Genomic DNA, 12,122 nt, shown 5'->3' with positions numbered 1-12,122 from the left:
GAGTGCCTATTTCCTGCCCAAAAACGAAACACATTTTTAGAAGCAAATAGACAAAACTGACGTTTTTGAGCACTTTTTTCATTTTCACTTTTCGGGTTATCAACAACGTACCTTCCAAAATCCATAGAATTTGATGTCAAATAATAGCAACGGAATTCAAACAGAATCAAATAATATTTTATTCACAAATAATTGATTTTCAGATAATTACAATCAAATATATGTAAGTTTAAAATAACGAAAATGAATCAAAAATCTAAACTTTTCCGTTATAAAAAAATCACTCTATTTGGCAATTTTTCTTTCATTGCTCTCGACTTCTCTTTTTGCACAAATTGGTGGGATCGAGAATAGTGTCAATGAAATCTCTGATACCATCAGGAGAATATTTCCTTTTCTTCTGGGCGCAATTTTTTTGGTTGGCTTCCTATTTAACGCAGGACACTTCTTCGGGGAAAATGCAGACCTCAAAAAAGGGATTACCCGGGTGCTCGTCTTCGTCCTTATCGCAGGGGCTGTCGTAGGAATATTTACATATCTAATCGGAATTGTAGTATAGCGATGAAAACGTTCGAGATCTATAAAAATATCAGAAAACAAGCGGTCATCTTTGGACTGTCTATTTCACTGTTTGCATTAATGATGGTCACCATACTCGCTTCGCTTTTGGTTATCATCTTTTCATTCAGCTTTGAGATAATTATAGGACTCTTCATAATCAATGCTGCATTATACATTGTTTTGACCAAAATACATAACACACCACAAGTCTTTCACATGAAGAAGGCTTTTCCAACCATAATTAGCAATAAAAGAAATTCAGGCATTGATTATGAACAAGATTAACCTTTCGGCATATCAACCCATTGCAGATATTCAGGACAATATCATCTTTTCCAATAATGGCAACGTGATTTTCTGCTACGAAGGGAATCTGCCAGAAATCTATTCCTTATCCGAAAAGGATTTTGAGGATATTCACGGTGCCTGGTGCCAGGCTTTGAAGTCCTTACCCGTTGGGACTGTGGTTCACAAACAGGATATCTATTTAAAGAGGTCTTATTCTTCAGAAAAGCTTCCGAATTCAACCTTTTTGGAAAAAGCCACACACAAGCATTTTAAAGGTCGCGGGTATATTGAGCACAAATGTTATTTGTTCTTTATCCTGACCAAGAATAAAGCAATCAACAATCCAAAATACGTTAATCCCTTGAGAAAGGTTTCCAAGGGAATTGTACAGGAACTGGATAACAACATTAATAGTTTCGCCAACTCAGTTAATGATTCAGTTTCCTTTATCAACAATAGCCGGAGAGCGTCTCTCAGACCATTAAATGAAAAAGAAATTGTCGGTCTCACAGAGACCTATTTCAATGGCTTTAACGAAGGCTTTGATACCGATATTTTACTGGAGAATAAAAGCGTCAATATTGGCGAAAACCATTTTGATGCCCTAGCCATCAATAGCGAACTGTGCTTTGGCGAAAGTGTGCAGAGTAGCAAAACCAATGAGAAATTCACTTCTGACGATTTTGTGTTTCATCAAGGGTTTATTGATGGTTTAGGGCTTACGCTTAACGAGAACCATATCGTCAACCAAATCCTGTATTTGGATGACAAACACAAGTGGCGCAAGTTGCTCGATAAGAAAATAGAGGAACTGAACAAAAGTTCCAATTTTGGTTCTCAGAACAAAGTGGTGCTTGGGAAGATTCAGCACATCCTCGACCAAATTAATGCTGATGATAATGCACGGATTGTCCGTGGTCATCTCAATATTGTGTATTGGTCGAAAGATGCAAAAGAACTGGATAAAATAACTTCAAAGATTAAAACTGAATTCAAGGAACTGGATATCATTCCATACTATCCACGAGGCGAAGAGCGGAAGAATTATATATTGAACAGTTACTGCTGCTTCTCGTCAAATTTCTCGAATAACGACTTATATGTAACGGACTTAAAACACGCACTTTGCCTGTTTATCAATAACACCAATTACAAATCGGATACTACCGGAATCATCTTCAATGACCGGGAACATAATATTCCTGTTTTAAAGGATGTCTGGGACGAACACAAAAAGCGTATCAAGGCTCGAAACTTTGCCATCTTCGCACCAACTGGGGAGGGCAAATCCTTTTTGGCCAATAATATTCTTCGCCAATATTTTGAAAGTGGTGTTCGCCTGGTCATTATTGATTTAGGTGGCTCTTACACCAAATTTGCTAAACTCTATCCCGAACAATACACAATACTGCGTTACGAAAGCGGAAAGAATCTGGGTATCAATCCATTTTACATCAGCAACCAAACTGATTTGACACCAGAACGTCTTGAAGATTTATCTGTGTTCCTGTTTGAGCTGTTCGCTTCAGATTTAAAAATAACCAAGGCACAATCCGTTTCCGTTAAGAAAATACTGCGCCATTATTACGATAGCACTTCCGAAAAACATTCCTTGGAAAGTTTCTACGTCTTTATAGAAAGGAATCAGGAAAACCTTCTTGACACACTTAAAATCCATCCCGACTATTTCAATGTCACAAGCTTCTTGCATGTTATGTCCGAGTATGTCGGCGATGGCCTATATACCTTCCTATTTGAGTTAGGTGAAGACCAGACCTATAAAATTGAGGACAAACGATTGATTGTTTTCGAATTGGATGAAGTAAAGGATAATAAGGAAATTTTGTCTGTAATGTTGAAGCTGATTAAGTCGGCAATCCAACGAACCATTTGGAAGAATCGTGCGGAAAAAGGCATCATTCTATTTGATGAGTTCGCCAAGCAACTGAAGTTTGAAAACGTATTGGAAAGTGTGGAGTTCTACTACCAAGCTATCCGAAAACAGAACGGTGCGATTGGGATTATCCTGCAATCCATTAACCAGCTTCCAAATAATTCCACATCGGCCAGCATACTGGAAAATACACAGGTCATTTACAGCCTGAACAATGAAAAAGGTTATACCGAACTGGTCAAGCGACTCAACCTGTCCAGCCACGATCTGAACCAATTAAAATCCATCAAGAACAATCTTTCCGGGCCACGCAAGTACACGGAAATGTTCATTAAGATCGGGAAGGAAAGCAACATTTTCCGGCTCGAAGTACCGGAAGAAGTATATGCAGCTTACCTGACCGATGGACAGGAAAACGAAGCCATAATTGCGATTTATGAAAAGACTGGCTCAATGGAAGAAGCTATCAAAATCTATATCAACTCTTAAATATAAACATTATGAAATTTTCGAAGAAAATATACGGACACTCAAGCAACAGGCAAGCTTTGAGTAAAGCAAAAATCAAAACATTAATGATAGCAATGGCCATCGCTTTGTTATTGCCTGCACGCGCTGCGTGCCAAGGAATGCCCACTTATGACAACACTAATTTTATCAGTTTGGTAAAACAACTGATAGAATCAGGGAAACAGACCGCAAACATAATTAAGACGGTCCAGTTCTTAAAGACACAAAAAGAAAACATTGAAAAGGTCAACGATGTGGTTAGACAATTAAAAGCTGTACGTGAAATTGGACGGAACAACCAACGCCTCATCCAAGTATTGCAAAGTGATTTGAGAGATATTCTTGATAGCCCTTACATCAAACCCGATGAAGTAGCAAGAGTATCTGAATCGTTTACCGCCATTGTTGAAAATTCCCTGGACACAATGGATTTCATCGATGAAATTCTATCCAGCGATTACCTGAAAATGAGTGATGCGGAACGTGCCGAAATTTTAAAAGAAAAAGAATTGGAATCTAGAGAAATGGTTTCCAATATCAAAACCAAAACCAGACGATACAAGGACATTATTTCCTTCAGAAAAATGCAGGATAAAATCAATAACCGCGAAACCGAATATTAGAGATGACCGCAACCATCATTTTAGGGATAGGACTGGAATATATCGATACTATTTTCCAGACCATACAGAATAGCAGTTTCTCGCAATACACCATTGCAGGAATGAAAACGCTTGCCGTGCTGTTTTTCCTGGTCAATATCCTGAAAAAATACAATGAAGGAATTACAGATAAGGACGGTTACACTTGGGGACTGAGTCCTGGTGAATTGGCCAAAAATTTTGCAGTAGTGCTATTGGTTATTTTTTCAACACAAGTATTGGGATTCTTTGATAGCATCCTTGTTTCCATAGAAGGGCAATATCGTGGAACAGCGCCTGCGCTATTACCGTTGCAGATGCAAGACATTCCTATTGAGGAAGATGTAAGTATCCTCGAAGTAGCGCAAGCAGCTATGACGCTATTATATGAAGCCCTAATAACACCATTATATGGCTTCAAAATTTTCGCTTTTATTATCAGCCTCTTCCTTTGGATTTTGGATTTGTTTATTTACCCACTATTTCTTGCAGAACGTTACTTTCTATTGGGCATAATGCAGGCCTTTTTTCCATTGGTTATTAGCTTAGCGGTATTTGAAAAATTCCGCTCCCTGGCCTACTCATTTTTCAAGTTATACGCTGCGGTTTATATGCTCGTCCCTGCCTTCTTTTTGGTCAATATATTTATCAATGCAATCTATACCGAGCTTAATACTAATTTTTGGACAAATCTTTTCGGAACAGATGTAGGCCAAGGCTTTTTTGCTCCTGTGGTACAACTTGGATCTGTTGGTTTTATAGTATTTCTGAAATTTAAATTATACAGGCGCGCCACGTCATTCACGCTTAGACTGTTTACTAGCTAATCTAAAACAACATGAAAACACCATACAAGAATATATATAGCGTCCTGAAATTAAACCGATTTATCGTTTTGGCCGTTGTCGTTTGTGCATTGCTAACCAGTACCTTTTCGGTTTGGATAGCTTTTACCACTCATAAAAATGCGCTCAATAGTGCCTTTGCCATCAATACCGACGGCAGTATCATTCCACTTAAACTTGTTACCCAAAAAGAGAATTTCAAAGTCGAGGCTTTGGCACATTTAGAACTTTTTCACAATTACTTCTATAATATCGATGCCAGTAACTATGAACGTAATTTAAAAAAAGCACTATGGCTAGGTAATAGTTCCGTGGACAACCTGTACCGTCAGAAAAAAGCTGATGGCGTATATAATCGGCTGTTACAGTATTCATTAGTTCAAAAAGTGCTGAGTATCGATTCACGGATAACAGATAATAATGGCTCATACAGTTTTACTACAACAACCATTTTTGAAATCAATAGAGGATCTATAATTGACACCTACGAATTGATTTCAACCGGGAATCTGATTATGGTTGACCGAAACTTCCCCAACAATCCACACGGATTATTAATTGCAGACTATTTCGAAAACACCTTAAAAAAATTAAACAATGAAAACTGAGCCGATAATCGGCATTTAAAAAACCACTCTTATGAAATGAGCCATAAAATTTTTGAATATTAATCGAAATGTTGATCGGCGAATTACTTCTGACAAATAATAAACAAATAAACTGCAACAGATGAAAATAGAAAAGAACAAAATCGTATTCACAGCAGTACTAGCTGTAATTTTTATATTTCTAATTTCCTATTCACTGATGGTAATGGGCGATGATGAAAGTGAAAATGAAAACCTTGAGCAGACCTTGGTACCCGATTTAGAAGAAAACCAGAAAGAATACGATTCTAAACTGGATGCTATCAATGATTTGAAAGAGGTTCGCGAAACCAACGCTCCTAGTATTTATGATGAGAAACTGATCGATTCTATGGGCTTTTATGATCCGGATCTACCCGAACGAGAAAAAGAACGCATCGTGGATAGTATTTATGATGCAGGTAGGATCCAATATTCCGAAAAGTCTTATCAGAACATCGGAGTAAAGAGAGATACCCGAAACGATGCACAGCAAATTGATTCAGCTGAAATAAATAGAGAGCAAAAAATTCAAGCCAAAGAACTTGGTCTGGAACATCAATTATTCTTTGCTGCTGCGCCCAAACACAATGAGATTTCAATAATCAGTAATACAGACGAAACTATTTATGTGGCGGTCGATGGCGACCAGATTGTAAAGGTGAATACCAGATTGAGAATGCGCCTTACCAAAGCTGCAACAATCAATAATAGAAGGATGCCTAAGAATACCCTTGTATTCGGATTCATCAGCTTTCAGCCTAATCGTGCTTTGATTGAAATTGAGAATATCGATCATCATCCCACGAAGCTCAAAGCATTCGATTTGCAAGATGGTAGTGAAGGTATCTATGTTGAAAACAATTTTCGCGCTGAGGCAACCAATGAAGTTTTGGATGATATAATTGGCGATATCAACATCCCGAGTGTTCCGCAAGTAAGTGGCGTTACCAAGATACTTAAACGTAATAATCGAAACGTAAAAGTAACCGTATCGAACAACTATAAACTAATTCTAAAACCAAAGCTATGAGACCATTTATTTTAATATCAGCCATCCTAATTTGCGCTTTTACACCTCTACCTTGCTCGGCACAAGCTACACCTCAAATAACTAAAGTTCTGGACACTATTTATGCCAATGACACTAAAAACGTTGCACTCTTTTTTCCTGAACCCATTCGACAAGGAATAACCGGTTCAGAGAATTTTGTGTTTACCTACAACCGTGAAAAAGAACAATATTTTGGACTGCTACAGGCAAAGCCTGGAGAAGAAAGTAATCTTCTGGTAGTCAATAGAAATGGTTCCATTTTTTCGTACATTGTAAGGTATAAAGAGAAGCTTTCAAAGCTCAATTATTTCATTCCAATGTCCAACAGTATTGGAAATGAAAAGCCAAAAGTGAAGGATTCGATTCAGGCTGAGACTTCTGAAAAAAGTGTTGATTACAGGAAGTATTATTATGAAAAATTCTGCTCCTATCTTCTTGACAGAAAACAGCGCATCGGAAAGATTAAGAAACGAAACGAAGACATCATTTTAAGTGTTGAAAATATTGTTTTCGATAAAGAAGAGCTCTACTTCGTTATCCAGATTGAGAATAATTCTACTTTGCATTACGATTTGAATTTCTTGAAACTCTCTATTGAAACAAGACAAAAAGGAAAAAGGAAATCGTTGCAACGGCTGTATCAGGAACCGATTTACATACAGAATCTGCCTTCTAAAATAGGAGAAAATGAAACGGTACGATTCGTTTATGTGTTACCCAAGTTTTCATTGTCTAATGATCGTAGGGCAATTCTGGAACTGAACGAAAAAGATGGCGAACGTAATATTGAATTGAAAATATCACATAGATATATTAATAATCCAAATTGATAATGTTATGAAACATTTAGTTATTTGCTCGCTAGTACTTTTATTTATTTCCTGTTCACAAACTAAGAATCTTTCGCCTGCTGAAACCGCAACAATTGTTGCGAAAAGTTTTTTTACAAAAGATGAACCAGTTCTTAAAAAGCATACAACCGCAGAAGGATATAGCAGTTTGATTACTGTTCAAAATATGATGCCAGATTCTGATAAAGTAATTGAGGTGGAAATTTTGGACGAAGCCATTGATAAGGAAATTGCTTGGGTAAAATATAAAACTACATATGATGGAAAGCCTGGTGTTTTTAAATTGGTCAAAGATAATGGTCAATGGATGGTTACTAGTAAAGGACCTAGAGAAAGAGGACCTTTTTAAGAACGACGATTTTTCTTAAAATTTTCCGCTTGGTCAAAGATTTCATCATAGACTTCATCCCTTTCCACCGGGGGATAACCGTGTTCATCAAGCAATAGAATAAGACCTACTTTTAAAGCGGATTTAATATCATTGCGCTTGCTCCAGTCGGGAAATTTTGCCTGTTCATCCACTAAATCCTTTACGGATTTTGAAAGATTGATAAGCTTATCTTCTGGATACCGAAAATCATATTTCATGCAAAGCTCCTTTAGAATATCATAAAAAGCCTTTTCCTCAAAATCAATCCCTAACTTCTCTCCTGCCGAAAATTCTTTTTGAACTTGCCAAATAAGCTCGGTAAGCTGGTCCGCCATTTCTTCATATACTTCTCCACGCAACACGTCCCCTTTTCGCTCATTGTACCGGGATACCAAGCCCTCCATTTTTTTGGAAAAATCTACCCCCTTTACTTTGTTCACTTTCTTAATTTCCTCAATGGCTTTGGCCAATAATTGTTGCAAGAGTTTAATCTTGGTGTTGGGCAATTTAATCTTGTCTATTTTAGCCAAATAATCTTCATCAAAAATATCTTGTTGGCTATTGGTTTCATCACCCATTTTAAAGATTTCCTCTACACCTTCACTAGCTAAAGCATTTTTAATCATCTCCCTCACTTTGGCATTCATCTGGGCAGTATCTGGAGCATTTCCTTTGGTGAGTTTAAAGACTATAGATCGTACTGCTAGATAAAAATGAATAAAATCCCGTTCCGTTTGTGTTATTTTTTCACTTCCTGCACAAATGTCATAAGCTGCTTTCAAGCGTTTGACCAATCCCATAAATCGGTTTTCCAGTTCTTTGGTTTGTTGAACATATTCCACTGCCTTATTAAGGGTGTTTAATTGGCCTAGTGGACTTCCTTCAAAATAATTGGTGCTATCGAATTTATGGAAAATTTTAGCTAATAGATCTAAATGATTTCTAACAATAGTCAGAGACTCTTTGATATCTTCAAAATTTTGAAGCTCTCCTTGATTGTATTTGGCAAGTGCCAGATTCATTTGCTTTTTAATGCCAATATAGTCGACCACAAGCCCTTTATTCTTACCCGCACATTTTCGATTTACACGAGAAATGGTTTGTATAAGGTTATGTTGTTGGATGGGTTTATCAATATAAATACTATCTAAAAAAGGAACATCAAAACCGGTGAGCCACATATCGACGACAATAGCAATCTTAAAATTTGATTTTTCATTTTTAAATTGTCTGTCCAATTCTTTTCGGTGCTCTTTTGTTCCCAGCAGATCATACATTTTTTTAGGATCATCTTTACCGCGGGTCATTATCATTTTAATACGCTCCGTTGGTTTGAGCTCCCGCTTTTCTTGCTCTGTTAGTTTTGCTCCCTTTTCAGCTTTTCTAATTTCTGCCCACTCAGGTTTTAATTCTATGATATTTTTATAAAGTTCATACCCTATTTCGCGATTACTGCACACAAGCATTGCTTTTCCTTTTACGGTAGCACCTTCCGAAACTCGGTTTTCATAATGTTGTACAAAATCTTCGGCAATAGCCTGCAAGCGATCAGGATCACCCAGAATGGCATTCATATTAGCCGATTGCTTTTTGCTTTCTTCAACTTGGTATTCGTTCGCTCCTTCTTCCTCAGCAACTTGATAATATTCTTCAATCTTTTTTAATTCACTATTTTCAAGGGCTATTTTTGCTGCCCTGCCTTCGTATACAATACGTACTGTAATTTCATCCCTTACCGACTCAGTCATGGTATATTCATCGACCACTTGTCCAAAAACATCTAAAGTAGCATCGATGGGCGTGCCTGTAAAGCCCACAAAAGTGGCGTTGGGCAATGAATCATGTAGATATTTTGCAAAACCGAAGGTTTTCTGAACTCCTTTTTCGGTGATCTTTATTTTCTGATCTAGATTCGTCTGACTTCGATGTGCTTCATCTGAAATACAAATAACATTACTTCTGGTTGTCAGCAATTCGGTGTCTTCGGTAAACTTATGAATGGTTGTAAGAAACACCCCGCCACTTTCCCGCCCACGGATACGTTCTCGTAAGTCTGCCCGACTCTCGACACTCGCAATGGCTGCGTCCCCAATAAAGGTTTTCGCATTGGTAAATTGCCCCGCAAGCTGATCGTCTAAATCAGTCCTGTCGGTAATCAATACAATGGTTGGACTTTCAAAATGATCACTTTTCATTAAAATCCGGACCAAGAAAAGCATCGTAAAACTTTTACCTGAGCCAGTTGCCCCAAAATAAGTGCCTCCTTTTCCATCACCCGCCGGTTTTTGTGCCTTTTTGATACTTTCAAATAAAGCTCTGGCAGCATAGTACTGGGGATAACGGCATACAATCTTTTCATCCTTTTTGGAACTATCCGGCAGGAAAATAAAATTCCTTATAATATCCCGTAACCTGTCTTGTTGCAACATCCCCTGAATAAGCGTAAACATACTATCGATACCATCCACTTCCTTCGCTAAGCCGGCAATTCTGCGCCAGGCATAAAAGAATTCGTAAGGAGCAAAAAATGAACCTGCCTTGGTGTTTACTCCATCGCTGATCACACAAAAGGCATTGTATTTAAAAAGTTCTGGGATATCCCGTTGGTAACGCACCGTTAACTGGATATAGGCATCGTGAATTGTACAATTTTCTTGAATAGCAGTTTTAAACTCGAAGACAACCACGGGAATACCATTAATATAAAGAATGCCGTCAGGAATTCGTTTATGGGTCCCTGTTATTTCAAGCTGGTTAACAAATTTATAGGTGTTCTGATTATTTTCTGAATAATCAATCAAATAAATCCAGATATCTTTCTGGGAACGATCTTCACGCTTTAAGGGAAAGCCATCGGAAAGCATTCGCATAAAATCCTTGTTGCTTTCATAAAGATCTGAGGCGGGAAGGGTTTTAAGTTTAAGAACGATAGCTTGTACCTCGATTTCGGTAATGTCGTTTTCACTATAGGTTTTAAGCAGAAAATTGCGGAGGTCTTCTTCAATAAGCACTTCATCTTCATTTCGGTTGATGGTATTGCCTAATTGATGCCTATAACCTTCTTGTTCCAATTGCATGGCAAAAACGGTTTCCAAATGTGCTTCCGTAAATTTCATTCTTGTCTTGCTTTTTTTCCTTCTTGGGTTAGTCTATACTTCTGCTTACTGCTTTTTGGTTTATCGGGGATCGTTAATTCTACGAAGCCATTTTCTATGGCAGGTACTAAATAATTGATTCTAAAATTCTCCCTATCCAAAAGACTTAATTCGTTTTGTAACTCGGTTCTACTATGTTCGCCGGTAAAGGCATTTAAAAGTTCTTGTACTTGCGGGGTGACTTGGGGGGTGACTTGGGGGGTGACTTGCGGGGTGACTTGCGGGGTGTCCGAATAAACCGCTTCTGCTGAAGGTAACACCATCCTTAAAAAATTATCAGAAAAATTAAAGCAGGTTTTATCATAATATTCCAGGATTCTAGGTATTCCAGACCCCAGTTGTTCCACCAGGTCCAAATCTTTATACACACGCATTAATTCTTTATTCCTTGGGATAGAATACCCTTCGAAAAACTCATTTTTACTTAGGCCGTCTGGTAAAGAACCTGCGGATGTAATTTCTAATCGATCCCTAAAAATCTCAAATTTCGGTGCGATTTCACGTGTGTAATCATTATGTACAAAAGCATTTATAACGGCCTCTCGTAGCGCAATGGCATTCCAAAGACGGTGCTCTTTTCTTTCCTTTGCGGTAATTTTAATAATTGTGCGATTTTCTAAATTCATTTTATCCAATACACTTTTGGATGCCTTTACCAAAGAGCAGTAACCATATTCATTACTTTCCACTAAATCTACACGCGTTTCGCCTTTATACTTAGCTACTTTTACAGAAACGTTATTTTCATCGGCCAATAAATAAGCCGCATAATTTAAATCACCGTTTGTTGTTGTAAGCTCTAAATTTTTCCTGAACTGCTTATTGAGCGGCTTTTGTCTTTCTTGATAGTAAATTTGCAACTGCTCAAATCCTAAGTCTTGGCGATGTGCTTTTATTATTCCAATAGAATTACGGGTACGAGAAGCAAAAAGCTCATCAATCATTTTTTGCAACATTGGTTCTGCAGCAGAACCCAATCGGATAAAACAGCCTTTTTCGCTCATCCCATATTTTTTGAGATGATAAGGTTTCTCTGAACCGCTGGCCACAATAATTTTTAGAATTTCTAAACCCTCCCTTTCTTCACTTACTATATCAAACAGCCCAAGCGCAGAAGGACGTATATTGTTTTTTAACCGGTCTTTTATTTTTAACTGGTCTCCATCGGCATCTTTAACCCCAACCGTTTTACCTTCTTTATTGATCCCTATATAAATAATGCCGCCTTCCCGGTAATTGAGAAAAGCCACAACTTCCTTTTCCAAGCCTTCGGAAAGTTCTCGTTTATATTCTATACGGTTGGTTTCGGACATTGTTTTAAAGATCT

10 protein-coding genes are annotated in these 12,122 nt (G+C 37.7%); 8 read left to right on the top strand and 2 right to left on the bottom strand.

The genetic code is table 11. The annotated features are described in order from the left end of the window. Positions 1–271 precede the first annotated feature (271 nt). From GILLI_RS07115 to GILLI_RS07075, 8 genes are all read left to right on the top strand, one after another. Complete coding sequence (locus GILLI_RS07115) at positions 272–559, top strand: hypothetical protein (protein ID WP_040506484.1); 288 nt, start codon at positions 272–274, stop codon at positions 557–559. Between the two features lie 273 nt (positions 560–832). Beyond that, positions 833–3,232: a TraG family conjugative transposon ATPase gene (locus tag GILLI_RS07105; RefSeq protein ID WP_006988424.1), complete on the top strand. Its 2,400-nt coding sequence runs from the start codon at positions 833–835 to the stop codon at positions 3,230–3,232. A gap of 86 nt (positions 3,233–3,318) precedes the next feature. Then, the gene (locus GILLI_RS07100) at positions 3,319–3,876 is read left to right on the top strand and encodes a conjugal transfer protein (RefSeq protein WP_040506482.1); all 558 of its coding nucleotides are present in this window, start codon (positions 3,319–3,321) and stop codon (positions 3,874–3,876) included. 2 nt (positions 3,877–3,878) lie between these two features. Continuing rightward, the gene (locus tag GILLI_RS07095; RefSeq protein WP_006988422.1) at positions 3,879–4,721 is read left to right on the top strand and encodes a hypothetical protein; all 843 of its coding nucleotides are present in this window, start codon (positions 3,879–3,881) and stop codon (positions 4,719–4,721) included. Positions 4,722–4,732: 11 nt separating this feature from the next. After that, the gene (locus tag GILLI_RS07090; protein WP_006988421.1) at positions 4,733–5,347 is read left to right on the top strand and encodes a hypothetical protein; all 615 of its coding nucleotides are present in this window, start codon (positions 4,733–4,735) and stop codon (positions 5,345–5,347) included. Between the two features lie 121 nt (positions 5,348–5,468). Then, complete coding sequence (gene traM, locus GILLI_RS07085; protein ID WP_006988420.1) at positions 5,469–6,398, top strand: conjugative transposon protein TraM; 930 nt, start codon at positions 5,469–5,471, stop codon at positions 6,396–6,398. Then, the gene (locus tag GILLI_RS07080; protein ID WP_006988419.1) at positions 6,395–7,249 is read left to right on the top strand and encodes a DUF4138 domain-containing protein; all 855 of its coding nucleotides are present in this window, start codon (positions 6,395–6,397) and stop codon (positions 7,247–7,249) included. The genes traM and GILLI_RS07080 overlap by 4 nt, the downstream gene beginning before the upstream one ends. A 7-nt stretch (positions 7,250–7,256) precedes the next feature. Next, the gene (locus tag GILLI_RS07075) at positions 7,257–7,619 is read left to right on the top strand and encodes a hypothetical protein (RefSeq protein ID WP_006987902.1); all 363 of its coding nucleotides are present in this window, start codon (positions 7,257–7,259) and stop codon (positions 7,617–7,619) included. Here the strand turns inward: GILLI_RS07075 and GILLI_RS07070 are convergent. Then, positions 7,616–10,756: a type I restriction endonuclease subunit R gene (locus GILLI_RS07070; protein ID WP_006988418.1), complete on the bottom strand. Its 3,141-nt coding sequence runs from the start codon at positions 10,754–10,756 to the stop codon at positions 7,616–7,618. The genes GILLI_RS07075 and GILLI_RS07070 overlap by 4 nt on opposite strands. Next, positions 10,753–12,108, bottom strand: coding sequence for a Fic family protein (locus GILLI_RS07065; RefSeq protein ID WP_006988417.1), 1,356 nt, complete (start codon positions 12,106–12,108; stop codon positions 10,753–10,755). The genes GILLI_RS07070 and GILLI_RS07065 overlap by 4 nt, the downstream gene beginning before the upstream one ends. Between the last annotated feature and the right edge of the window lie 14 nt (positions 12,109–12,122).

It is taken from the genome of Gillisia limnaea DSM 15749 (genome assembly GCF_000243235.1).
Classification (GTDB): Bacteria; Bacteroidota; Bacteroidia; order Flavobacteriales; family Flavobacteriaceae; genus Gillisia; species Gillisia limnaea.
The sequence above is the reverse complement of the archived record's forward strand: the minus strand, read 5'-3'. Positions and strand labels throughout refer to the sequence as shown.

Excerpts from the sequence above, each read along its gene's own strand:
- GILLI_RS07105 (WP_006988424.1), top strand. The coding sequence starts at position 833 with ATGAACAAGATTAACCTTTCGGCATATCAACCCATTGCAGATATTCAG.
- GILLI_RS07100 (WP_040506482.1), top strand. The coding sequence starts at position 3,319 with ATGATAGCAATGGCCATCGCTTTGTTATTGCCTGCACGCGCTGCGTGC.
- GILLI_RS07095 (WP_006988422.1), top strand. The coding sequence starts at position 3,879 with ATGACCGCAACCATCATTTTAGGGATAGGACTGGAATATATCGATACT.
- GILLI_RS07090 (WP_006988421.1), top strand. The coding sequence starts at position 4,733 with ATGAAAACACCATACAAGAATATATATAGCGTCCTGAAATTAAACCGA.
- traM (WP_006988420.1), top strand. The coding sequence starts at position 5,469 with ATGAAAATAGAAAAGAACAAAATCGTATTCACAGCAGTACTAGCTGTA.
- GILLI_RS07080 (WP_006988419.1), top strand. The coding sequence starts at position 6,395 with ATGAGACCATTTATTTTAATATCAGCCATCCTAATTTGCGCTTTTACA.
- GILLI_RS07075 (WP_006987902.1), top strand. The coding sequence starts at position 7,257 with ATGAAACATTTAGTTATTTGCTCGCTAGTACTTTTATTTATTTCCTGT.
- GILLI_RS07070 (WP_006988418.1), bottom strand. The coding sequence starts at position 10,756 with ATGAAATTTACGGAAGCACATTTGGAAACCGTTTTTGCCATGCAATTG.
- GILLI_RS07065 (WP_006988417.1), bottom strand. The coding sequence starts at position 12,108 with ATGTCCGAAACCAACCGTATAGAATATAAACGAGAACTTTCCGAAGGC.